Origin of the sequence: Mesorhizobium sp. B2-3-14 (assembly GCF_006442175.1) — a bacterium.
In the GTDB taxonomy this organism is placed as follows: domain Bacteria; phylum Pseudomonadota; class Alphaproteobacteria; order Rhizobiales; family Rhizobiaceae; genus Mesorhizobium; species Mesorhizobium australicum.
Map to the genome: position 1 here is coordinate 113,555 of NZ_VFVP01000011.1, position 21,931 is coordinate 135,485.

Here is a 21,931-nt window from a genome sequence, read left to right on the forward strand (position 1 = left end):
GCGACTTCAGGCGGCGACCGTCGGCAGGCGGTCGCGAACCCACCTGACGATCTGGCCGGCCGTCATTGCGCCTGATGTGCGCGCGACTTCGCGCCCGCCATGAAAGAGGATCATGGTCGGGATGCCGCGAATGCCGAGCCTGGCCGCAACAGCCTGCTCATTGTCGGAATTGAGTTTGATCAGGCGGACATGCGGTTCCAGGTCAATTGCTGCCGCTTCGTAAGCCGGCGCCATCATCTTGCAGGGGCCACACCAGGGTGCCCAGATGTCGACGACAACGGGCAGGCTGCTGCGCGCGATCTGATTATCGAAGATCCCGGCATCGACATCTTCGGGATGCCCCGAAAACAGTCTGTTCCCGCACTTTCCGCATTTCGCCTCCGTGGCATTGCGACCCGGCGGCAGGCGGTTGACCCCACCACATTTACTGCAAACCACCAGATTCTGCTGTGCCATGGTCCTTTACCGATTGTGCTCTCAACCACTATGCGCGCCGCAGATGGCCATCGCCAAGGGTGCGCAACGCGTTCAGGATAACCGCCACGTCGATCCCTTCCTGAAGCAGCGCTCCGGCAACCGGGGTGATGTGCCCCATCGCAGCCGCGATCATTGCCAGCCCCGACAATGCCAGCCCGGCGATGATGCTTTGCAAGGCGATCGATCGCGTACGCCGTGCAATCCGAACTGCATCGGCGACGGGCTGCAGCCTGTCGGTCAGCACAATGACGTCCGCTGCCTCGGAGGAGGCGGTCGCACCACGTGCGCCCATGGCAATACCGACCGTTGCGGCCGCCAGGGCAGGGGCATCGTTGATACCGTCGCCGACCATCATCGTCGGCACCGAAGCTTTCTCGGATGCGACCGTCGCGACTTTTTCGGCAGGGGTCGCTTCGGCGACAATGGCGTCGAGGTCGAGCCGGGCGGCGATGCGCTTGGCTGCTACGCCGTCGTCGCCCGTGAGCATGATCATGCGCGCAATGCCGGCGGAGCGCAGCTTGCCGAGTGCATCATGCGCATCAACACGCAGGGCGTCCCCGAACGTGAAAACACCGGCAAGCCGTCGGCCGAGCGCTACAAAGACCCTGAGCACCGGCTCGTCCCGATATTTTTCCTCGCCGATTTTCGCCCAGCCGGGCAGCGGCTTGTTGGCGAGCACGAGAGCCCGTGATCCCGCCGCGATCGACATGCTGTCGACCTGGCCCTTCAGGCCCGCACCCCGATGCTCGCGGACATCACGCGGATGCGAAAGCATCAGCTGTCTGCCGCGCGCCGCCCGGATAATCGAGTCGGCGAGCACATGGTGCGAGGCTTGTTCCAGGGATGCCAACAGCTGCAGCATTTGGTTCGCGTCACGGCCAGGTGCGGTCTCGATTTCGATGAGCTCGGCGCCGCCGATGGTCAAGGTTCCCGTCTTGTCGAAGATCGCGGTTCGGACCTGCGCAAGCGCCTCCAGAGCTGCGCTGCCTTTCATCAGGATGCCGGCACGAGCGGCGCGGGACACGCCGCCGATAAAGGCAACGGGTGCCGCGAGGATGAGCGGGCAAGGTGTCGCGACCACCAGCACGGCCAGCGCGCGGATTGGATCGCCGGAGATGTACCAGGCGGCACCGGAAACCAGCAAAGTGGCTGGCAGCAGGAACAGGGCGAAGCGGTCGGCCATGCGGATGAACGGGGATTTCGCCGTCTGCGCTGCAGCCACCATGCGTATGATCGCGGCATACGTGCTCTGCTCTGCCAAGGCACAAGCCTGCATGCTGAAGGTCTCCCCCGCATTGATGGTGCCGCTGAGCAGCATATCGCCCGCTGTCCGCCGTTCCGGCAGCGGTTCTCCACTCACCGCGGACTCGTCGAGGGAGGCCGAAGCATCGAGCAGGATGCCGTCGACGGGAAGCAGTTCGCCGGCCCGAACCAAAAGCTGATCGCCGACAACAACGTCTTCGACGGAGATCGTCTCTGTGCCCAGCGTTGACGTCCGATGGGCGACACGCGGCGACCGGTCCGACAATGCCTTGAGGTTTCGTTCCGCGCGGCCGCGGGCAAAATCCTCAAGCACCGTGCCGCCGGCATACATGATTGCGACCACCACGGCCGCCAGGGGTTGACCGAGCAGCAGCGCGGCGGACATCGACACCAAGGCAATCGCATCGACACCGAAGCGGCCTATCCAGAAATCACGCAGAATGGAGATGGCGAGAGCCGCCACCACGGGCAAGGTCGCCACCGTCCAGATCGTGTCGGCTTCAAGGGGGCCGACCCCGGTTCGCCAGGCTCCGATTCCAACAGCGAGACCCAGGATGGCAATGACCAGCAATGCACGCCGCAGAGCCGACTCGTTCATACAATGTCCCACAACCCTGATGGCCCTGGCGCTAGAGTTCGCGGACCATCTCCTCGAGCAGGCGCCGCACATCGTTCGCGACCTGCGCAAGCTCACGATTGCCGATAGCGCCCATTGAAGCGACCGGATCCACCGCTGCGACCTCTACCTTTCCCTGGTCCAACCTCCGTGACAATGACGTTGCAAGGCAGCATGGTTCCGATCTTGTCTTCGGCCTGAAGCGCCCGCCATGCGAAATGCGGATTGCACGCGCCCAGAATAACATAGGGCCTGAACTCTGCACCAAGCTTCGCCTTCATGGTCTGCTGGACGTCGATCGAGGTCAGAACGCCAAACCCCTTGCTTGCGAGCTTGTCGGTCACGTGGTCGATTGCCGCCGTGAACGGCATGGCGACGATCTTGCTGAAATAGTAACTCATTTAACTCTCCAATCGTTGATCGCAACCGCTCGTCGCCACTTTGCGAGCGGCCGCCTCGAAGTTTGCCCAACAGCTAGTCGCGATGACCGGAGAGCGCTTTGATCCATCGCAACGAACGGGCAAGATGGATTGGCGACGATCGCCAAGAACAGGAGACCTAAGGGGTGACGTTTCGGAATCTCGAACATGCGTTCGCCCCGAAGTCGGTTGCCGTGTTCGGGGCATCGGTGCGCGACGGCTCTGTCGGACGTGTCGTCTTCGACAACATCGTCAATAGCGGCTTCGAAGGAGAGATCTGGCCGGTCAACCCGAAATATTTGCAGGTGGCTGGTAGACGCTGCTACGCGAAGGCGGCCGACCTGCCAGTGATTCCCGACCTCGGTGTCATCGTCACGCCACCGAACACGGTTCCCGGCATCGTGCGCGAGCTCGCTGACAAGGGGACGCGGGCCGCGGTCGTGATCACCGCCGGGCTGACACGCGAAAACGGCCTGCGCCAGGCGGTGCTCGACGCCGCCAAGCCAACCCTTTTCCGGATCATCGGGCCGAATACGGTCGGACTGATGATCCCGCCCATCAAACTCAATGCCGGATTTGCGCATATGGCCGCCAAGCCTGGCAATATCGCGCTGCTGTCGCAATCCGGCGCCATTGCCACGTCGCTGATCGATTGGGCGGCCGACAACAATGTCGGCTTCTCGCAGATCGTCTCCTTAGGCGACATGGCGGATGTCGATGTGGGAGATTGTCTCGACATGCTGGCGGGGGATGCGCACACGCGCGCCATCTTGATGTATCTCGAAACAATTCCCAATCCGCGCAAGTTCATGTCGGCTGCCCGTGCGGCGGCACGCATCAAGCCGGTGATCGCGATCAAGGCGGGCCGGAACAAGCAATCGGCCAAAGCGGCGGCGACCCACACCGGAGCGCTATCGGGGGTCGATCGTGTCGTCGATGCGGCATTGCTGCGCGCAGGCATCCTGCGTGTCAAAGGCCTGGCCGAGCTGTTTGATGCCGCTGAAACGATCGCCCGCTTTGCGCCACTCAAACAGACCCGCGTCGGCATCGTAACCAATGGCGGCGGGGCGGGGGTATTGGTCATCGATCAACTCATCGACTGCAAAGGGGAGTTGGCCGCGCTTTCGCCTGCCACCATCGAACGCCTGAACGCGGTGTTGCCGCCGACATGGTCGCACGGCAATCCGGTCGACATCATCGGTGACGCTCCGCCGGAGCGCTACGAGGCTGCAGTCGAAGCAGTGGCGGCCGATCCCGGAACGGACGTCGTCCTGGTGATGAATTGTCCAACGGGGCTGAGCTCGCCGCTTGCCGCGGCAACCGCGGTGGCGGACCTAGCAAGGGAAGGGACGATCGCCGGCAAACCGGTCCTGACCTGCTGGCTCGGTGAACACATGGCGCGCGCCGGGCGGCAAATCCTCCAGGATGCCGGTATCGCCAGTTTCGAGACGCCCGCTGATGCTGCAACGGCAGTCTCATACCTGAATGAATGGTCGCGAGCTCAGCAGGCATTGATGCGCACGCCGTCGACCTTCGGCGAGGACGTCGTGAGCGACCGGAAAGCCGTGCTTGCGATATTCAGGCAGGTCGCCAAGGAAGGCCGCCGAATGCTTACCGAGCCCGAAGCCAAGGAGGCGATTTCCGCCTACGGCGTCCCGGTACCCGAGACGATCGTCGCCAGATCTCCTGCCGAAGTAGAGGTGGCGGCCGGCCGGCTGCTCAAGACGTGCGAGCAGGTCGTCGTCAAGCTGCTGTCCAAGGCGATCTTGCACAAGTCGGACATTGGCGGGGTGGTGCTCAATCTTGCCGCTGCCGCTGCAGCCGGGGAGGCCGCACGTTCAATAGAGGCGCGTGTCCGCAGGCACGCACCGCAAGCCAATGTTGAAGGCTACGCCGTTCAGCCGATGGTGGTGCGAAAACAGGCGCACGAACTCATCCTCGGCATGAACCGGGATCCGATCTTCGGGCCGGCCATCCTGTTTGGAGCCGGCGGCGTTGCGGTCGAGGTGATGGATGATACGGCGATCGCGCTGCCACCGCTCGACGACGTTCTTGCCGGTGACCTGATCGGGCAAACGCGGATCGGCCGCCTGCTCGCCGGGTTCCGCGATCGCAGGCCGGCAAATCGGCAGGCGATCATTGCAGCGCTCAACGGCTTGTCGCAGATGACCGTCGACTTTCCGTGCCTCGTTTCATTGGATATCAATCCGCTGCTGGCCGACGCCGAAGGCGTGATTGCGCTTGACGCCCGGATCGAGATCGAGCCGGAACGTGTCGAAGAGCCGGGGCCGAACCCCGCGTTGACGATCAGGCCTTATCCGTCGGGTTGGGAAAAGACGTTTTCGGCGGGCGGCACGCACTATTCCATCCGGCCGATCAAGCCGGCCGACATCGCGCTCTATCCCGAATTCCTCGCCAGGATTTCACCCGACGATATTCGCCTGCGTTTTCTGTCGCCGCGCAAAAGCTTCTCCGACCAGATGTTAAAGCGGCTTACCCAGCTCGACTACGACCGCAACATGGCCTTCGTCGCTATGGAGACAAGCACCGGATTGCTGGCGGGTATCAGCCGCGTGTCTTGCGATCCGGACCACGCTGTCGCCGAATACGCATTGCTGGTGCGCACGGATCTGCAGGGTCATGGCCTGGGCTGGGAATTGCTCAGGCAACTCGTAGTCTACGCGAAGGCCGATGGGATTGGTCGAATCGAAGGGATAATGCTCAGCGAGAATACGAGGATGCTGGCCATGTGCCGCGAGTTCGGCTTCTCGATAAGGCGTCATCCGAGTGAACCCGGCCTTGTCGAGGCAACGCTCGAACTGCGATAAGGCCGATCATCCTGCCGGACCCGTCAGGAGGCTGTGCGCAAGGCCTTGGAAGTATCGCGCTCGGAAAACCCCCTCAATTCCGTGACGATGTCGACGAGCTTTCGATCGGCGTTGATCCTGCGCCAGCTGGACTGGGTGGCGTTTCGCAGCAATTGCCGCGAGAGGATATCTATCGTGGCGTCCGAGGGACCGCCCTTGCGTTCACTGACCCGCTGCCAAAGGATGAGCGGATCCGCTTCCAGCCAGAAGCCGGAGAATGCGATACCTCGATGACGCGCTGCCTTTTCAATCCGCTCACGATCGGCCGGTCTGTCGAAAACCGCATCAGCGACAACCGAACCCCCCTCGGAGAGGATCAGGCCGGCGCGCCATGCCATTTCGTTGTAGACCCGTTCGGACACCTCAGGTCGATAGGCCTTGTCCGGCAGCCTGGTCTCGGCGGGCACGCCGTGCATCGCCTTGCGGATGCGGTCGCTTTCGACAATGCGTGCGCCGGGCGGCGCTCCAACATAGGCAGCGAGCGCCTCGGCAATGGTCGTCTTGCCGGAACCACTGAGGCCGCCGATGGCAACGAGCCGCGGTCCTGTCTCCTGGAGAAATGTCAGGGCCAGTTCGAAATAGGATCTCGCCTCGGCAATCAGCTTGTCGCTGTCGGCGCTGCCTTCCTCGACCTGCGTTGCGGTGACATGGGCGCGCACGGCAGCCCGCACGGCCATGAAAAAGGGCAGTAGGATGAAACCGTCTTCATCGTCGGCCTCGTCGAGATAGCGGTTCATCACGAGATTGGCGAGTTGGGGGAAGCCGCGATGCCAAAGGTCCATCAACAAGAAGGCAAGGTCGTACAGAACATCGATGCTGGCGATCTGGTCATTGAATTCGATGCAATCGAAGAGGCGAGGCTTACCATCGAAAAGGCAGATGTTGCGCAGGTGCAGATCGCCATGGCACCGGCGAATCTTGCCCGCGGCCTCCCGGCGGTCTAGCAATCCGGAATGCCGGGCAAGCGCGGTGCGGAAGGCCCCGGCAAATGTCTCAATCTCCTGTTTCGTGAAAACATGGCTGGTGCCAAAGCCAGCCTCGTTGATGTCGAGCACGCCCATCAAATTGAACGAGCCGGTGCCATTGTGGACCTCCGGCGCTGCGCGATGATATCCTACGATCATCCGTGCGACGGCGGTCATCAGCGCCGGCGTCAGTTCTCCCGCGGTTGCCATTCGATCGAGAAGCTTCGACTGGTCGAAGCGGATCATCTCGATCGCCGCGTCGATTATTTGGCCGGTACCGTCAAAAGCCATTTTGTCGTCGGCTTCCCGCGTGATGCGACGCACCCTCAGATAGAGGCCGGGAGCGGTTTTCGAGTTGAGTTCCACCTCTTTCTCGCAAGCGGCCAGCCTGAGGGCTGGCGTCGAGAAATCGACATAGGGCAGCTTGACCGCCCGCTTCATCTTGTAGGCGCGTTGGCCAACAAGGAAAATACGCGAAATGTGAGTCTCGATCGCCTCGACGGGCCCAATCGCGCCATGGGTAGCAGGATCAAGCAAAAACACGGCTGCGGCTTGCTGGTCATCGACGATCATGGCCGGCCTTCCCAGTGTGTCTTGGCAAATTCGTTTCCGCGATCTGCGCTCATTGCTGCAATGTCTGGACATAACCTGCCAACTCATGGATGCGTTCCCTGGTGACGATTTCGCCTGCGTTCGGGCCAAATTTCTTCACGTCGGAAGGCAGGAATCGGCTGCCCCACACTGGCATGTCGCGCTCGCCATGCGCCGGCACCATGGCGCGCCCGTCGATCACGGCATAAAGGCGCCAGTAAGGGAATTCTCCGCCATTGCGCCTGGAGAGGCGTGTCAGGTCGCTCGGCCGCTTCAACAGCTCGTCGCCCAACGGGCCATCGCCCTTGCCTTCGGGACCATGGCAGACGGCACATGAGTTCATGTATTCGGCCTTGCCGTCGCCGAGTTCCTGGGCGCCGGCCGTATTGAAGGCCAATGCTGCCAGAGCGCCTGTGATCAGGAATCTCATGTGTGTTTCCCCGATTGTTCGGCCGAAATCTAAAGCCTTGCTTTGGCAGTGCGTTGATGCGGATCAAATGCCGCTGCGGTCACGGTGTTTGATTCAGCGCAATGAAGGCATCGAGCGCCCTTGCTAGTCAGTGAAACCACTACTGACCCTTCAATCGAAATCAGGAGTTGCCGCCGTGACTTTCAGAACACTGCTTACGGTTACCGGGCCGAACCAGGGTGAAGGTGATCTAAAGCTAACCGCATCGCTGTGCGAACAGGTCGGCGCTCATCTCTCCGTGCTCGTTCTCGAGCTGGCCGCGCCGCCCTCTGGCGGTGAGTATGCGGCTGTCGTCTCACCGGCCTGGCTGGAGGAACGCCAGGCCGAACTGAAAAGGCTCAAGAAACGAATTTCCGACGTCGCTGGCTTTCTCTCCCAGACCGCCGTATCGGCCGATCTGAGCGACGACTATCCCGACATGGGATGGGCGGACGACGTCATCGGAAGGCGTGCCCGCTACGCCGATCTGGCCATTCTCGGACCGGATTTGCTGGCGAGCCATACGCTGAAGCATAAAGTTATCGAGGGCACGCTGTTTTCATCGGGAAAGCCGATCTTGCTCGTTCCCGAGGGTGCGCGGCCAACGCTGAAGCCGAAACGCATCCTCGTTGCTTGGGACGGCCGTCTCGAGTCATCGCGCGCCGTTCGTGAGTCGCTTGATATGCTGAAAGGCGCCGAAGATGTGCGCCTTGTCATCGTCGATCCAGTTGAAGATGAGTTCCATCATGGCGAGGAGCCAGGTGCAGATGCCGCGGCCTATCTCGCCCGGCACGCCGTGAAGGTTACGGTCGACCGGCTGCCGAGCGCGAACCATTCGGTTGCCGACGTCCTTCGCCAGCATGCCGGCGATGTTGCGGCCGAGCTGATGGTCATGGGCGCCTATGGCCATTCCCGGTTGCGCGAGCGCATTTTCGGCGGGGTCACCAAGTCGATGCTTGCGGGTCAATCGCTGCCGGTCTTGATGGCGCGATAGCAATTCAACGGGAGGAGAAAGGGCCGATGCGGATTGCGTCGGCCCTTTTTTCTCGCAAGACTTGATGTCGCGACTACTCGCTTGCTTCTCTTCCAGACACCTGCTCGATCAGGATCCGGAAGAAAACGTGCGGTGCACTGTCGGCTGTAGGAGGAGCGACCGGTTTGAGTGCGCCAGGCTCCCACCAGTCGGAGTGCTTGCTCAAGACCGACCAAGCATGATCCCGCTCAAGCTTGTGGCCAATTCGATCCGGCAACTCTTCGTATCGGCCGTCGGCAACGACACTTTTCCATCCTCGCCCCTGGCCATATTCATCGACCTGGACGGACACCAACGGATTGGCTCGCATCCATTCGATCTTTTTGCCCGGCATGGAAAACGCGTAGAGATGAGCATCCGAATGGGCGTAGTAGAAGGGCACGACGTAGGGTTGCCCATCCTTCGCGCATGCCAAGCGGCCCACGCGATTGGCGGTCAGCAATTTGGTACATTCCAAAGCAGAAAGCGTGTGGATTTGCATCAGTGCGATCTCCTGTTCTTCACGGCTTTTTAATCAGGCCGGAAACGTGCCGCTGGCCAGTTTTGTACAGCCGGGCAGCCTCGTCCATAGCGTAGACAACGTCGTTGTCAGAGAGTCGTGGGAACCGCAGATAGTGATGGCTCAAAGCCCGGAACTGTCCTGGCTGACTAAGGCAGACCACACGGTCCGCTTCCTGCTCCAGCGCGGCGACCGTCTCTTGCGGTGAGACGGGAAGTGCCACGACGACTTCCCTCGGTGACCGGCGTTTGAGCGCGCGAGTCGCGATTTTCATGGTCGTGCCGGTCGCGGCCCCGTCATCGACGATGATCGCGACCCTTCCCGAGATTGACATCGGTTTATTCTTACCCCGATAGGCAACGCGCCGGCGTTCGAGTTCAGGACGCTCATTTGCAATCAAGACACGTAAGGCTTCGTCGTTGAGGCCATAAGTCTCGACAATTTCACGGTTCAGCACGACCTCGCCAGGGTCGCCATCGACGATTGCAGCAACAGCCAACTCGGGATTGCCCGGGGCGCCGACCTTGCGGACGATGAGCAGATCAAGAGGAGCATTGAGGGCTTTGGCCACTTCCAATGCGACGGGCACGCCGCCGCGCGGCAATGCCAGCACGATGGGCCGATGCAGTTGAAGCCTGCTCAGTTCCAGGCCAAGCTTCACTCCAGCGTCTTCCCGGTCGCGGAACATCGGTCAATCCACCGGCCACAGTTTTCGCAGCGACTTTTTCATCGAGTTTCTCACCTGCACGATCTCGCCATGCGAAATGTGACGATCGAGAAGCTTGAACACGGCGCTGATCGCGACATCGAAATCGATCTCCTCATCGTAGCCGAAACTGTTTCTGACGCTGACAGTGAAGTCGCGCTTCGTGCGATGATGCGCAGGCGCCGACGGTTTCCAGCCTTCGAAATAGATGCCGCGGACCAAAACAGGCAGTTGCGACGAGAGATCGGCCATTTCAGCTGGCGACAGCCAATCCCGCACCGTGTGCAGGACGGATCTCAGGAGGCGGCACGCGCTCGGCTCGCTCCAGCAGAGATCCTTGGCGAGCTCCTTGACCCATTGTTGCGCCTGCTGGCCAGCGTGCGTGAAGTCAGCAAAGGACGTGTGGGTAATATGACCCATGGCGATGCTCCTCGAATATTTTAACCCATTCTCAGGCATCGAAAGGCTTTGAGCATTGAGCAGGATCAAATTGCCCATTTGCAAAGGAGATGAAGGCCGTCTGAGCAGGCGGCGGGTTTCAGCCGCCGGATTTCTGCACCAGCAGCGGAATAATCCGGTCGCTCTTGGCCACGGCCGGCCGGCCCGCCGAACCATAGGCGATGCCGAGCGCGTCCCAGGTTTCGACCAGGGCGTCCTGCAGCTCGGCGATCAGCGCATCGGAATGGAACGGCGTCGGCGTGATACGCAGCCGTTCGGTACCGCGTGGCACCGTCGGGTAGTTGATCGGCTGGATGTAGATGCCGTGGACGCCGAGCAGGCGGTCGCTCGCCATCTTGCAGAGTTCAGGATCGCCAACCAGCACCGGCACGATATGTGTCGGCGACTCCATCACCGGCAGACCGGCCGCCGAAAGGATCTGCTTGGTTCGGCTCGCCTGTTGCTGCTGGGCGTCGCGCTCGGCCTGCGAGCGCTTGAGATGGCGAATGGAAGTGGTCGCCGCGGCGGCGATCGCCGGCGGCAGCGCCGTGGTGAAGATGAAACCCGGCGCGTAGGAGCGCACCGCGTCGATCACGGCACTGGTGCCGGTGATGTAACCGCCCAGCGTGCCGAACGCCTTGGCCAGCGTGCCTTCGATGATGTCGATGCGGTCGGCCAGGCCTTCGCGCTCGGTGATGCCGCCGCCACGCGGTCCGTACATGCCGACGGCATGGACCTCGTCGATATAGGTCATGGCGTTGTAGCGTTCGGCAAGTTCGACGATCTCCTTGATCGGCGCGATGTCGCCATCCATCGAATAGACGCTTTCGAAGACGATCAGCTTGGCGCGTTCGCGCCCCGCGGTCTGCAGCAGGCTTTCCAGATGCGCGACGTCATTGTGGCGGAAGATCTTTTTCTCGGCGCCCGAGCGCCGCACGCCTTCGATCATCGAGGCATGGTTCAGTTCGTCCGAGATGATCAGGCAATTGGGCAAAAGCCGCGCTATGGTCGAGATCGAGGCCTCGTTGGAGACGAAGCCGGAGGTGAAGACCAAGGCGGCTTCCTTGCCGTGCAGGTCGGCCAGCTCATGCTCGAGCTCGACCAGCGGGTTGGACGTGCCGGAAATGTTGCGGGTGCCGCCGGCGCCCGATCCCATCTTGCCGGCCGCGTTCTGGAATGCGGCGATCACGTCAGGATGCTGGCCCATGCCGAGATAGTCGTTGGAACACCAGACGGTGATTTCCTCGGCGCGGCCGTTGGCGCGCCAGATGGCGCGCGGAAACTTGCCTGCGATGCGCTCCAGGTCGGCGAAGACGCGGTAACGACGCTCGGCATGGAGCTGGTCGATCGCTTCCTCGAAGAACCGCTGATAGTTCATGTCCGAATTTCCTTGTTTTCTCGCCGTTGCGCTGCGGGCATCGGCTACACCGTACCTGGCAAGGGTTGGACGTAACCCTTTGAGGGAACGGACGACCTTGATTCATGTCAAAATCACGACTCCGAGGCTCCTTCCTCAGTTCGATATGAAGCGATGCAATGATCCGCTGCGCAGCACAGAACGCGTCACGCCGCCAAAGGTCCTCTCCAGTACCCGGCTATGACCGTAGCCACCGAGAACAATGAGATCGGCCGCAATATCCTGTCCGATCCGCAGGAGGATTTCCGCCGGTTCGGAGCGGCGCGCATCCAAGATTTCCGATCGCGCCTTCACCCCGTGGCGCGTCAGATAGAGTTCGACATCCGCTACATTTTCCCTGGGCCCAGTGTTCCCATTGTCTACGGTGGCGATCACGACATCCCTGGCGGTGATCAGGAAAGGCATAGCGTCGATGACGGCACGTCGCGCTTCTCGCGTGTCATTCCATGCAACCAGGATGCTTTCGGCCTTGATCGGCGCCAATGGGTCGGATGCCACGAGTATCGGACGGCCGGCCGCAAGGATGAGACTTGCCGAATCCAGCATGCGATGACGGTCGACCACCAGATCGGCCGAAGGCGAGCCAGTGAGGATCAAGTCGGCGGCACGCGCGTTGAGTGCAAGTTGGCGCGTGGGATTGCCTATCTCTCCGCGCCACGAGGCACAATTGCTGCCTTCGACGATGCTCAGGAATTCCTCTCTCAGGCAGTCGAGGCGACCTTCTATCTCCTCCACCTGACACCACAACGCCTTGGTCGCGGCCTGGTCATCAGTGCCGGTCGGCAGGACAAAATGCGGCTCGGCAGCGCAGAAGCCAATCAGGTCGGCCTCGAGCCGTTGAGCAAGATCCCATGCCATCGCGATGCGTGGCGCGGCGATCGCGTCCGCGTCCAGTTGAACCATGATCGTCTTGAAAGCCATCGCGTCATTCCATCTGCGGTCGACGCGACTTGGCCATCAAATAGAGGGAGGCACCTTGATGCGGGTCAAACGCGCAACGAAACCGGTTGCTGCCGGCACGCTCGTACAGTCCGCAAGGCGATAGGGTTGATCCTGATCAAGGACATGACGACGAATGGCGTCAACGTCCCGCTGTGGAGATTCAGAACGGAGTAGTCGATAATGCACACCCAGCCCGAACCATCCTCATTCGGCACACAATTGTTGCCGATTGCGGGAAATGGCCAGAAGTTCTTCCTTGCTGCCGCGTCTCTTCAAGTGCACGCCTTCAAGGCGATGATGCGCTACAACGTCGAAACGCTGGCATTTCTGAAGCATCGTTGCGAACAGGACGTCAAGCTGGCCGACGATCTCATCACCGGTCCGGAATTCAATGACGCTTTCGACATCTGTGCTGCTTTCCTGCAGAATGCGACATCGCAATATGTCAGCGAAGCCGGCAAGGTCGCCACACTGACCTCCAGGCTTGCTTCGGAAACGGCCAAGCGGGTCCGCGAGGAAGCCAGAACCGCGATCGAGGACGCAGCGGCGAAGACAGTGGCGTAGATCGGCAATGCGGAGGTCGTCAAACATGACCAACTTTTGCAGTCGTCGTCGTCTGCCGGCTTCCGTCCTTGCACTGATGCTGTTCGGACATATGCATCCAGCCCTGGCCGATAGCTTAACTGATCACGGAAAGGCGTTGGTGGAAGTCAATTGCGCCCGCTGCCACGCCATTGGAAAAACCGACAAGAGCAGGCATCCTGACGCTCCGGCGTTTCGCACCTTGTCAAAGCGATATCCGATCACCGATCTCGAGGAGGCCCTCGCTGAGGGGATTTCGACTGGCCATCCAGACATGCCTGAGTGGATCGCCAGCCCCGACCAGATCGACGCAATTATCGCTTACATCAGCACCTTGCAGCAACCGTGATCGGGGGTGTGGACGCGACAGCCCACCGAACCTGACGCCTCCATCGCACGATGGAAGCGTCAACCGATGGTGGCTGTTAACGCGCCAGCAAAACGGCGCGTACCAAGCTAGGGCAACATCCTGTCTGCTGCACGGAAGAACGACCGAGCATGCGCCACGATCTGAGCCTCCGTAGGATGATCGGCAGGTTCGACGCCGATGATGCGATCCTTCAAGTGGGCATGGTGGTCGCGTATATGCTTTGCCAACTCGTCTTTTGCCAATCCTGGCCCTACGATCAGCCATTCCTTCGCCGGCTGCAGCGCCGCGACGATGTCTTGGTAGAAGGACTGGTTTTCCGGTGCACGCTTACCGTCGACGGTGCCTGCCTTATTGTGGGTCTGATGATGCGCAAGCGTGGTGGCAAGCCTAAGGCTCTCGGCCGATTCACGATTGAAGAAAAACACCTTGGCTTCGCGATGGTCCAGCCAGGCAACGGCATGTTGGGTCTGCATCTTGATACATCCTTGAGGCTATAGTTGAGGAATGAGCGCAATCAACCCGACGAGACGTCCTCACGCGGGCTAAGACTCCAGCATCGCCAGGATCGAGCCGGGCTCGATGACGGTATTCGCAGTGGCGACAATCGTCGCGCGGCCACCTGCCGGCGCGACAATCTCGTGCAGCGCGTCTTCGACGCGAACTTCGGCTATTCGCTCTCCGGCCTTGATTGTGTCACCGCTCGTAATGAACCAGCGCTCCAGGATGCCCTCCGGCAACATGCTGGACGCCCACAGGGCTTCATCGACCTTGATATAGTGCATCGCAATTCTCCCTATGCCGACGAATGATATGCGCTTGCGCAGCACGGTCCTTGATCCCGATCAATCGGCGTACGACGCAGGGTGCTGCAATCGCGCGGCGTTTGACGACGATCAATTTCTGATGCGGCAGCAGTCCGAAGATGGCCGGCCGTCGACGGAGTGAGGTCATGAAGCATTACAGGGAAAGGCAGCCGTCGCGATGAGCGCCCGATCAGATATTGGCGCTGCGTTCGCAATCAATTGGGTTGCCCGCGCCGTGCATGTGATCGGCACCGATGACGATATGGCGTCGGCCGCAAGAACTGTTAGCCACGTCAGCCCGACGCCCGGCAACGCGTGTGCTGGTTCGGCGATTCCAGAAAATGATGCAGATCAATGCGCAACACATCGTTTGCGAAGATTTTGATGCGATGTGGAACCCTATCCTAAGCGCGCCTTATGGTCGCCATCTCGAACTCGCCGTCTTCGACGAGGAAGGGGCGCATGCGCTGGTATTTCCCTGCATAAAGAGCCGCGAAGGTTGGAAAAATGCCGCCACCGGCGCCCGTGTCGACATCCGTCCGACCCACTGGCGCGAGTGGGAAGAGGAGAAGGTTCAGGCCAGCACTGGCAACCCTATCGAAGGTTCTCCCTAGGGTCGGGATTCCACGATCAGCGCCATGCGCACGAGATGTGACAGGCTGCTTGCGGCCATTTTGCTCATGACATTGGCCCGGTGGATTTCGACCGTGCGCGGGCTGATCCCCAGATCGTAGGCAATCGTCTTGTTCGGCAGGCCCGAAACAAGTCCATCCAGCACCTGCCGCTCGCGTTCTGACAAGGTCGACAGACGCGCGCGGATATCCGCAGACTGGGGATGCGCCGCGTTCGCCTGGTTCCGGTTGGCCAGCGCGGAGCGGATCGCCTCGATCAGAATTTCATCGTCGAACGGCTTCTCGATGAAATCGGCAGCGCCTTCCTTCATGGCCTGAACGGCGAGCGCCACGTCGGCATGGCCCGTCATGACAATAACCGGAATTGTATGTCCGCCCGCTCTGAGCTGGCGCAGGAACCCGATGCCGTCTATGCCCGGCATGCGTACGTCGGTGACGATGCAGCCGTCGAGATGGCCAGTCGCCGTTGAGAGAAAAGCGGTGGCCGATTCGTGCAGGCGGACTGCGAAGTCTGCTGTTGCCAGAAGAAAACCGAGCGATTTGCGAACGTCGACATCGTCGTCGACCACGTGCACCAGATCACTGTCGGCCATTTGTGATCTCTTCCTTCTCTACGATGCGCAAGGTGAAGCGAAAAGCGGTTCCGCCGGCCGGCATGACCTCGGCCCATATATGGCCACCGTGCGATTCAACGATGGTCCGGCAAATGGAAAGGCCGACACCCATGCCTTGCTTCTTGGTCGTTACAAACGGCTGGAAGAGCTGGGCCGAAACCTCCGGCGCGAGACCCGGGCCTGTATCGATCACGCTCACCTCGGCCATCCCATCATCCCGGGCAATGGTTCTGACCTTCAATTCGCGGCGCGGCGCGTGCTGCATGGCCTCCACCGCGTTGCGCATCAGGTTGAGCAGAACCTGCTGAATCTGGATGCGATCGGTCAAGACCAGTTCGGCGGCAGGGTCAAGCTTGTAGCTGACGAGAAGATTTATCTCCCTCGCGCCGACCAAGGCCAGCGATGCGGCTTCCTCGATCAGCATCGGCAGCCGTTCGACCTGGCGCTCGCTTTCGCCCCTGGCTACAAAATCCCTCAGGTGACGGATCACGTCGCCTGCCCGCAAGGCCTGCTCAGCTGCCTTTTCGACCGCATCCCGAAGCATAGGCGCATTCTCGTCCTGGCTCTTCTCAAGCAGCCGACGACTGCCTTTGAGGTAGTTCGTAATCGCAGTCAGAGGCTGGTTGATCTCATGGGCAAGCGTCGAGGCCATTTCGCCAAGTGCTGTAAAGCGCGCCATGTGGAGGAGCTCCTGCTGCTGCTCCTGGATTCTTGCCTTCGCCCGGTGGCGTTCGGTCAGGTCGCGGCAGAAGCCGGTAAAGAAGCGTCCGGTTCCCGGATGCATCTCGCCGACGGAAAGCTCCATCGGGAAAGTCGTGCCATCCTTGCGCGCGCCGGTAACCGTCCGGCCGAGCCCGATGATCCGGCGCTCTCCTGTCGTCAGGTAGCGAAGCAGATAGGCATCATGCTCGTCGCGGTAGGGCGAGGGCATCAGCATTTTCACGTTTTGACCTATGACTTCGCTTGACTGATAGCCGAACAGCGTTTCGGCAGCGGTGCTGAAGGATTGAATCCCACCCTGTTCGTCGATGACGACCATCGCATCCGGCACTGTTGCCAGGATCGACCGCAAATGGTCCTCACGCAGCCGAAGTGCTGCGTTTGCAAAGGACAGGTCGCTGACATCCGTGCCTTCAACGAAGATCGCGGTGATACGGCCATCGTCGGCCTTGACCGGCTGATAGACAAAATCAAGGATGCGCTCCTCGACCGGCCCGTCGGCTTTGTTGCGAAGGCCAACCTTCACCCCGTGGCCGATGTAGGGCTCGCCGGTCGTGTACACGTGGTCCAGATGTTCGAAAAAGTCATTCCCTTCGAGCTCGGGAAAAGCGTCCCGCACTGACTTTCCAATCACTTGTCTGTGGCCGATCAGTCGCTGGTAGGCGGCATTGGTCAGTTCGAAAACGTGACCTGGCTCGCGCAGGAGCGCTATAAAACCCGGAGCATGATCGAACATTTGCGACAACAGTGCTTTCAGCGTCGTTCCGCCGGGCGACAAACTGAGCGCTTCGTCTTTGATCACTTGAGGTTCCTAAGTTCGAGACGGTGCTACCTGGGCTAACTATCACTTCTCGCCGCATGCGCAAAACGGATGGAGACTATGTTTTCGGACGCGGGTGCAGTCGGCGGTCTTTGACGCGCATCAAGGCATTGGACGCGGGCGAATGCAATTCATCACGCATTCCATCGTTCAGCGAAAGGCGTCCGCAATGTCTTACAAGTCAATCATCGTCAACCTCGCCATCGATGCGCCTCCTGCGCCCATTGTAAAGGCGGGTGTCGAGCTCGCGGAGCGGTTCGGAGCCCGTCTTATCGGCTTGGCGGCTGCGGATGTTCCGCCCTTGGTCGCGACCGGCGAAGGCATGGTCTACGAAGGCGAGATCATGCAGATCCAGCGGACCGAGATCGAAAAGCGGCTTGCCGAACTGCGTGCTGAGTTCGAGAGGCTGGTTCCTGCGTCGATCTTTAGCGAATGGGGCCAAGCTGTTTGCAGCCCGACCCGGTTCCTCAGCGTTTCGGCGAGAGCGGCTGATCTTATCATTTCCGGCCAGGCAGGAGACAACGTGTTTCGCGCCGTGGATGTCGGCAGTCTGACACTGGGTGCCGGGCGTCCGGTTCTGGTCGCCGCAACCAACTTCGAGCACGTCCTTGCAAAAACCGTTCTCGTGGCGTGGAAGGACACCAGGGAGGCACGGCGAGCGATTGCTGATGCGTTGCCTTTCCTGGCCACAGCCAGCGAAGTCGTGATCGTCACGATTGACAACGACCGCGACGAAAGCATTCGTGACAGCCTCGCCGATATCGCGGTTTTTCTCGAACACCATGGCATCAAGGCGCAAACCGAGCTGATCGCAGGCGAGGCTGATGGCGACCGGTTGCTGACATTCGCACGCTCGATTCATGCCGACCTCATCGTCTCGGGCGCTTATGGCCATAGCCGTTTGCGGGAGTGGGCGTTCGGCGGCGTTACTCGTACGCTGATCGAAGAGAGTGGCATCAACCGTTTCATGTCGTACTGATGATAGGCGAAGCCGGCCAGCAATCCGTCTCGCCACAGGAAGGTGGCTATTGGTCGATCGAGACCAATGACCTCCTGCTGCGTCTTGAGACCTCGGTCTCGGGGCTTGCTTCGTCCGAAGCAGCATCGAGGCTCGCAAAATTCGGCCGAAACACGCTCGCGTCGACGTCAACCGCGTCGGCCTTGGCAGTGTTTGCCCGTCAGTTCCGCAGCCCGCTGGTCCTGATCCTCATTTTCGCGGCAAGCGTGTCGGCCTTCGTCGGGGAGGGCCAGGAGGCTGCGATCATCGGCGCGATCGTGCTGGCAAGCTGCGCCCTGAGCTTCACCCAGGAGTATGGTGCGTCGCGGGCGACCGAAGCGCTGAAACAGCGTATTTCGCGCAAGGCTATTGTATTGCGCGACGGCGCCGAGTGCTTGGTCGCCGCCGAAGAGATCGTGCCGGGCGACGTAATCAGGCTTTCAGCCGGAAACCTCATCCCCGCGGACGGTATCATCCTGGATGCGCGCGATTTCAATGTCAGCGAGGCCGTGCTGACCGGCGAAACCTTTCCCGCCATGAAGACACCGGGACGATCGGCGCCGGATGCCGCGCTCACACTGCGCAGCAACGCGGTCTTTACGGGAACATCCGTCCGCAGCGGCACCGCAACCGTGCTTGCAGCATCAACCGGCAGCCGCACGGAATTCGCGTCTATCGCCGCAGCCCTGGAGCGACAAATCCCCGAAACAGGGTTTGCCCGAGGCATCCGGCTGTTCGGCTATCTAATGACCGAGATCATGCTGGCGATCGTCATCCTGGTGTTCTTCGCCAATCTGCTGCTGCATCGACCGCTGATTGAATCGCTGCTGTTTTCGCTGGCACTGGCGGTGGGCCTCACGCCGGAGCTTCTCCCGGCTATTATCAGTGTGACCCTTGCTCGTGGTGCCCGCGCCATGGCGGCCAATGGCGTCATTGTGCGTCGTCTCGATGCCATTGAGAATCTGGGCAGCATGGATCTGCTGTGCACCGACAAGACCGGCACGTTGACGGAAGGCGTCATCCACCTCGATGGATGGCTTGATGTCGATGGCAATACGTCAGCCGATATCCTGCTTTGGGCACGTCTCAACGCGACCATGCAGACCGGTCTGAAGAACCCGCTGGACGAAGCGATCGCTTGTACGCCGGGTGAGGGCGCATTGTTGGCGGCCTTCATGAAGGTCGACGAGATCCCTTACGACTTTATCCGCAAACGGCTGTCTGTTGTAGTTCGGACCAAGGACGCCGACGACCTGCTGATCACCAAAGGCGCAGTCCAAAATGTCCTCGAAACCTGCAGCTTTGTGCGAACAGCCAAGGGCCTGGAACCTCTCGATGAAATGCACCGTGCGGCAATCGACGAAAAATTCCGGCGCTGGAGCGCGGACGGCTACCGCGTTCTCGGCCTGGCAATCCGTCCGTTTGAGGGCCAGAAAACGTTTAGCAGGGAAGACGAGATAGATCTTGCCTTCGCGGGCTTCCTGCTTTTCCTCGACCCGCCAAAGAAAGGCGTGAAGGAAACGCTTGCCGAGCTCGCCCAGCGCGGCATCGCCGTAAAGGTCATTTCTGGCGATAACCGTTACGTTGCCGCGCATCTCGCCCAGGCGATAGGCTTGCGCGCCGACAGGATCATGACCGGCGAGGATCTGTCGAAATTGACCAAGAGCGCGCTTTTTGCGGGCGTGCAGCACACCGACCTCTTCGTCGAGATCGATCCCAACCAGAAGGAACGCATCGTTCAGGCCTTGCGGAGCAGGGGCCATGTCGTTGGTTATCTTGGCGACGGGATCAATGATGCGCCTGCCCTTCATGAGGCAGACATAGGAATCTCTGTCGACAGCGCTGTCGATGTCGCGCGCGAAGCGGCCGATATCATCCTACTCAAACAGGATCTCGGCGTGCTTGTGCGCGGCGTCGACGATGGCCGCAAGACATTCGCCAACACGATGAAGTACATTTCCATCACCACCAGCGCCAATTTCGGCAACATGATCAGCATGGCTGTCGCCTCGCTGTTCCTGCCTTTCTTGCCGCTTCTGGCCAAGCAGATCCTGCTCAACAATTTCCTTTCCGACGTTCCTTCACTCGCTATTGCAAGCGACAACGTCGATCCTGACCAACTGCGCCGGCCTCGCCACTGGGATATCCGTTTTGTGCGGCGGTTCATGATCAGCTTTGGCCTGGTAAGTTCGCTGTTCGACTTCGCGACCTTCGCATTCCTTCTTTTCTTCGCGCACGCCACGGAGGCCGCATTCCAGACCGCATGGTTTGTCGAGTCGTTGCTGACGGAGCTTGCCATCGTGATCATTGTGCGCACGCACAGGGCTTTCTGGGCAAGCCGTCCAAGCCCGTTGCTTGCCTGGCTTACGTTGGCTGTCGGGATTATCGCGATCATGATCCCCTATCTGCCGTTTGCAGCCTGGTTCGGCTTCGTGCCCTTGCCTCTGCCCGTGCTTGCCGGGCTTGTCGCAATTACCGCGTTCTATCTACTCGCCTCCGAGGCGACCAAGCGCTGGTTTTTCGGACAAGGGAACCCCAAGTCGCACCGGAAGAGGGCTGGGCAGACGATTGAAAGAGGGGCAAGCCTCATGCAGCCTACCCGGGATCATAGGCCGTGCGGAGGCTTGAAGCGATGACGAAAGGAAGCGCAGGCATTCTGCCTTAGCGAGGATCGCGGAAGGGGCTGCAGGTGCTGCTTGTTCATCCTGGAGGCCCGTTCTTGCAAGACGCGATCTTGGCGCTTGGTCGATTGCCAAAGGCGAGTATGACGAAAGCGAGCTGCCCGAGGCAGCGGCACGGCGCGAATTCAGCGAAGAGACAGGCTGGGAGCTCAAGGGAACCCTGCTCACTCTGGGGCAGTTGCGCCAGCGAGGAGAAAAACTCATCACGGCTTTCGCGTTCGAAGGCGACTTCGATACCACGACGTTGCGCAGCAACCTGTTTGAAATGGAATGGCCGCCACGCAGCGGTCGGGTACAATCCTTTGCCGAGGTCGACCGTGGTGAATGGCTGGATTTAGCACTGGCCATTGACAAGCTGGTTGTCGGTCAACGGCCTTTTCTCACCGCCTCGTCGCTTCGGTTTAGCGCTCAAGAGGTTGTCAGCTGATCGCTCGTTGATCGAGATCAACGCCGCCCGCCGCCAACATGCCAATGATGGCCAGTAGGCAGGAGTGATCCCCATGACCTTTCTCGATTACCTGATTTCAGTTGATGCCAGAACCGCCCTGATGGACCGTATGATGCGGAAGTTGGGCGTCGACAGACAATTGAAGGTCGTGGCAGACCATGCGGCCGTCACGAACCGGGCGGTGGACCGCTGCCGTTCCTGCGGGCATCAGGATGAATGCTCGGTCTGGCTCGACGAACATCAGCAAGCCGATAACCCGCCGGACTATTGCCGCAACAGCGACCTGATCGCTCGACTGCAGCATGCGGCCGGCCAACGCTAGCCATTCGAGCACTCAGTCTGGACGATATCGTTCTGCCCGTGTTTTGACGAGAGTCAACGCAAACCGCGTTTGCCAGTTGATAGGTTGCATTCCACGGGACCAGGCAGTTGAACGCTCAATCTTTTCTGGAAGCATTCCTGCTCTTTGTCGCACCAGGGCCTAGCAACGCTCTTTTGCTGGCGGGGACGGTCAAGCGAAAGAAAGCGGTCAAGCTATTGGCCGCTCAGGCATGCGGATACGGGACCGCATCCGCGTGCTGGT

21 protein-coding genes and 2 pseudogenes are annotated in these 21,931 nt (G+C 60.5%); 9 read left to right on the forward strand and 14 right to left on the reverse strand.

Features of this window, described 5'->3' with window-relative positions; translation table 11 throughout:
* Positions 1 to 6 precede the first annotated feature (6 nt).
* From trxC to FJ950_RS24230, 3 genes and pseudogenes are all read right to left on the reverse strand, one after another.
* The gene (gene trxC, locus FJ950_RS24220) at positions 7 to 456 is read right to left on the reverse strand and encodes a thioredoxin TrxC (RefSeq protein ID WP_140619169.1); all 450 of its coding nucleotides are present in this window, start codon (positions 454 to 456) and stop codon (positions 7 to 9) included.
* A gap of 28 nt (positions 457 to 484) precedes the next feature.
* Positions 485 to 2,338 carry a heavy metal translocating P-type ATPase gene (locus FJ950_RS24225; RefSeq protein WP_140619171.1) on the reverse strand — a complete coding sequence of 618 codons (1,854 nt, stop codon included), beginning with the start codon at positions 2,336 to 2,338 and terminating at the stop codon, positions 485 to 487.
* Positions 2,339 to 2,369: 31 nt separating this feature from the next.
* Positions 2,370 to 2,757, reverse strand: a pseudogene (locus FJ950_RS24230) (DUF302 domain-containing protein).
* A gap of 164 nt (positions 2,758 to 2,921) precedes the next feature.
* Here FJ950_RS24230 and FJ950_RS24235 point away from each other — a divergent pair.
* Entirely contained in the window at positions 2,922 to 5,603 is a 2,682-nt protein-coding gene (locus FJ950_RS24235; RefSeq protein WP_140619173.1) for a bifunctional acetate--CoA ligase family protein/GNAT family N-acetyltransferase, read from the forward strand.
* A 23-nt stretch (positions 5,604 to 5,626) separates the two neighbouring features.
* Here the strand turns inward: FJ950_RS24235 and FJ950_RS24240 are convergent, their stop codons facing one another.
* Both FJ950_RS24240 and FJ950_RS24245 read right to left on the reverse strand, forming a co-directional pair.
* Positions 5,627 to 7,180: a bifunctional aminoglycoside phosphotransferase/ATP-binding protein gene (locus FJ950_RS24240; protein WP_140619175.1), complete on the reverse strand. Its 1,554-nt coding sequence runs from the start codon at positions 7,178 to 7,180 to the stop codon at positions 5,627 to 5,629.
* 49 nt (positions 7,181 to 7,229) lie between these two features.
* Positions 7,230 to 7,628, reverse strand: coding sequence for a c-type cytochrome (locus FJ950_RS24245; RefSeq protein ID WP_140619176.1), 399 nt, complete (start codon positions 7,626 to 7,628; stop codon positions 7,230 to 7,232).
* A 175-nt stretch (positions 7,629 to 7,803) separates the two neighbouring features.
* On the opposite strand from FJ950_RS24245, the gene FJ950_RS24250 reads away from it, so the two are divergent.
* Entirely contained in the window at positions 7,804 to 8,640 is an 837-nt protein-coding gene (locus FJ950_RS24250) for a universal stress protein (protein ID WP_140619178.1), read from the forward strand.
* Positions 8,641 to 8,713: 73 nt separating this feature from the next.
* Here FJ950_RS24250 and FJ950_RS24255 read toward each other — a convergent pair whose 3' ends face one another.
* From FJ950_RS24255 to FJ950_RS24275, 5 genes are all read right to left on the reverse strand, one after another.
* On the reverse strand, positions 8,714 to 9,160 hold the full coding sequence (locus FJ950_RS24255) for a pyridoxamine 5'-phosphate oxidase family protein (protein WP_140619180.1): 447 nt from the start codon (positions 9,158 to 9,160) through the stop codon (positions 8,714 to 8,716).
* 19 nt (positions 9,161 to 9,179) lie between these two features.
* The gene (locus FJ950_RS24260) at positions 9,180 to 9,866 is read right to left on the reverse strand and encodes a phosphoribosyltransferase (RefSeq protein WP_140619182.1); all 687 of its coding nucleotides are present in this window, start codon (positions 9,864 to 9,866) and stop codon (positions 9,180 to 9,182) included.
* A 3-nt stretch (positions 9,867 to 9,869) separates the two neighbouring features.
* Positions 9,870 to 10,373 (reverse strand): DUF2267 domain-containing protein, encoded by a 504-nt coding sequence (locus tag FJ950_RS24265; protein WP_246677757.1) that lies wholly within the window; start codon positions 10,371 to 10,373, stop codon positions 9,870 to 9,872.
* A gap of 49 nt (positions 10,374 to 10,422) precedes the next feature.
* Positions 10,423 to 11,700, reverse strand: coding sequence for a 5-aminolevulinate synthase (gene hemA / locus FJ950_RS24270; protein WP_140619184.1), 1,278 nt, complete (start codon positions 11,698 to 11,700; stop codon positions 10,423 to 10,425).
* Between the two features lie 135 nt (positions 11,701 to 11,835).
* Positions 11,836 to 12,660, reverse strand: coding sequence for a universal stress protein (locus FJ950_RS24275; RefSeq protein ID WP_140619186.1), 825 nt, complete (start codon positions 12,658 to 12,660; stop codon positions 11,836 to 11,838).
* A 201-nt stretch (positions 12,661 to 12,861) separates the two neighbouring features.
* On the opposite strand from FJ950_RS24275, the gene FJ950_RS24280 reads away from it, so the two are divergent.
* Both FJ950_RS24280 and FJ950_RS24285 read left to right on the forward strand, forming a co-directional pair.
* A complete protein-coding gene (locus FJ950_RS24280; protein WP_140619188.1) occupies positions 12,862 to 13,245 on the forward strand; it encodes a phasin family protein in 384 nt (127 codons plus the stop codon).
* Between the two features lie 91 nt (positions 13,246 to 13,336).
* Positions 13,337 to 13,612 (forward strand): cytochrome c, encoded by a 276-nt coding sequence (locus tag FJ950_RS24285; RefSeq protein WP_246677776.1) that lies wholly within the window; start codon positions 13,337 to 13,339, stop codon positions 13,610 to 13,612.
* Between the two features lie 107 nt (positions 13,613 to 13,719).
* Here FJ950_RS24285 and FJ950_RS24290 read toward each other — a convergent pair whose 3' ends face one another.
* Together FJ950_RS24290 and FJ950_RS24295 are read right to left on the reverse strand one after the other, a co-directional pair.
* Entirely contained in the window at positions 13,720 to 14,106 is a 387-nt protein-coding gene (locus FJ950_RS24290) for a translational machinery protein (protein ID WP_140619192.1), read from the reverse strand.
* A gap of 69 nt (positions 14,107 to 14,175) precedes the next feature.
* Positions 14,176 to 14,415: a lipoyl domain-containing protein gene (locus FJ950_RS24295; RefSeq protein WP_140619195.1), complete on the reverse strand. Its 240-nt coding sequence runs from the start codon at positions 14,413 to 14,415 to the stop codon at positions 14,176 to 14,178.
* 362 nt (positions 14,416 to 14,777) lie between these two features.
* On the opposite strand from FJ950_RS24295, the gene FJ950_RS24300 reads away from it, so the two are divergent.
* Positions 14,778 to 15,050, forward strand: a complete 273-nt coding sequence (locus FJ950_RS24300; protein ID WP_348641129.1) for a hypothetical protein — start codon at positions 14,778 to 14,780, stop codon at positions 15,048 to 15,050.
* Here the strand turns inward: FJ950_RS24300 and fixJ are convergent.
* Positions 15,047 to 15,661: a response regulator FixJ gene (fixJ, locus tag FJ950_RS24305; RefSeq protein WP_140619197.1), complete on the reverse strand. Its 615-nt coding sequence runs from the start codon at positions 15,659 to 15,661 to the stop codon at positions 15,047 to 15,049. The two genes, FJ950_RS24300 and fixJ, sit on opposite strands and share 4 nt — an antisense overlap.
* Positions 15,648 to 17,204, reverse strand: coding sequence for a PAS domain S-box protein (locus tag FJ950_RS24310; protein WP_140619199.1), 1,557 nt, complete (start codon positions 17,202 to 17,204; stop codon positions 15,648 to 15,650). The genes fixJ and FJ950_RS24310 overlap by 14 nt, the downstream gene beginning before the upstream one ends.
* A gap of 187 nt (positions 17,205 to 17,391) precedes the next feature.
* Here FJ950_RS24310 and FJ950_RS24315 point away from each other — a divergent pair, with 187 nt between their 5' ends.
* The 4 genes and pseudogenes from FJ950_RS24315 to FJ950_RS24330 all read left to right on the forward strand — a co-directional run bounded on the left by FJ950_RS24315 (position 17,392) and on the right by FJ950_RS24330 (position 21,670).
* Positions 17,392 to 18,201 carry a universal stress protein gene (locus FJ950_RS24315; RefSeq protein ID WP_181166443.1) on the forward strand — a complete coding sequence of 270 codons (810 nt, stop codon included), beginning with the start codon at positions 17,392 to 17,394 and terminating at the stop codon, positions 18,199 to 18,201.
* The gene (gene mgtA, locus FJ950_RS24320) at positions 18,201 to 20,855 is read left to right on the forward strand and encodes a magnesium-translocating P-type ATPase (RefSeq protein WP_246677758.1); all 2,655 of its coding nucleotides are present in this window, start codon (positions 18,201 to 18,203) and stop codon (positions 20,853 to 20,855) included. The genes FJ950_RS24315 and mgtA overlap by 1 nt, the downstream gene beginning before the upstream one ends.
* A gap of 47 nt (positions 20,856 to 20,902) precedes the next feature.
* A pseudogene (locus FJ950_RS24325) lies at positions 20,903 to 21,327 on the forward strand (NUDIX domain-containing protein).
* A 73-nt stretch (positions 21,328 to 21,400) separates the two neighbouring features.
* Positions 21,401 to 21,670: a DUF6455 family protein gene (locus tag FJ950_RS24330; protein ID WP_140619203.1), complete on the forward strand. Its 270-nt coding sequence runs from the start codon at positions 21,401 to 21,403 to the stop codon at positions 21,668 to 21,670.
* Positions 21,671 to 21,931: the final 261 nt, after the last annotated feature.

Coding starts and splice junctions, on each gene's coding strand:
- trxC (WP_140619169.1), bottom strand. CDS start 456: ATGGCACAGCAGAATCTGGTGGTTTGCAGTAAATGTGGTGGGGTCAAC.
- FJ950_RS24225 (WP_140619171.1), bottom strand. CDS start 2,338: ATGAACGAGTCGGCTCTGCGGCGTGCATTGCTGGTCATTGCCATCCTG.
- FJ950_RS24240 (WP_140619175.1), bottom strand. CDS start 7,180: ATGATCGTCGATGACCAGCAAGCCGCAGCCGTGTTTTTGCTTGATCCT.
- FJ950_RS24245 (WP_140619176.1), bottom strand. CDS start 7,628: ATGAGATTCCTGATCACAGGCGCTCTGGCAGCATTGGCCTTCAATACG.
- FJ950_RS24255 (WP_140619180.1), bottom strand. CDS start 9,160: ATGCAAATCCACACGCTTTCTGCTTTGGAATGTACCAAATTGCTGACC.
- FJ950_RS24260 (WP_140619182.1), bottom strand. CDS start 9,866: ATGTTCCGCGACCGGGAAGACGCTGGAGTGAAGCTTGGCCTGGAACTG.
- hemA (WP_140619184.1), bottom strand. CDS start 11,700: ATGAACTATCAGCGGTTCTTCGAGGAAGCGATCGACCAGCTCCATGCC.
- FJ950_RS24275 (WP_140619186.1), bottom strand. CDS start 12,660: ATGGCTTTCAAGACGATCATGGTTCAACTGGACGCGGACGCGATCGCC.
- FJ950_RS24280 (WP_140619188.1), top strand. CDS start 12,862: ATGCACACCCAGCCCGAACCATCCTCATTCGGCACACAATTGTTGCCG.
- FJ950_RS24285 (WP_246677776.1), top strand. CDS start 13,337: ATGCATCCAGCCCTGGCCGATAGCTTAACTGATCACGGAAAGGCGTTG.
- FJ950_RS24290 (WP_140619192.1), bottom strand. CDS start 14,106: ATGCAGACCCAACATGCCGTTGCCTGGCTGGACCATCGCGAAGCCAAG.
- FJ950_RS24295 (WP_140619195.1), bottom strand. CDS start 14,415: ATGCACTATATCAAGGTCGATGAAGCCCTGTGGGCGTCCAGCATGTTG.
- FJ950_RS24300 (WP_348641129.1), top strand. CDS start 14,778: ATGATGCAGATCAATGCGCAACACATCGTTTGCGAAGATTTTGATGCG.
- fixJ (WP_140619197.1), bottom strand. CDS start 15,661: ATGGCCGACAGTGATCTGGTGCACGTGGTCGACGACGATGTCGACGTT.
- FJ950_RS24315 (WP_181166443.1), top strand. CDS start 17,392: ATGTCTTACAAGTCAATCATCGTCAACCTCGCCATCGATGCGCCTCCT.
- mgtA (WP_246677758.1), top strand. CDS start 18,201: ATGATAGGCGAAGCCGGCCAGCAATCCGTCTCGCCACAGGAAGGTGGC.
- FJ950_RS24330 (WP_140619203.1), top strand. CDS start 21,401: ATGACCTTTCTCGATTACCTGATTTCAGTTGATGCCAGAACCGCCCTG.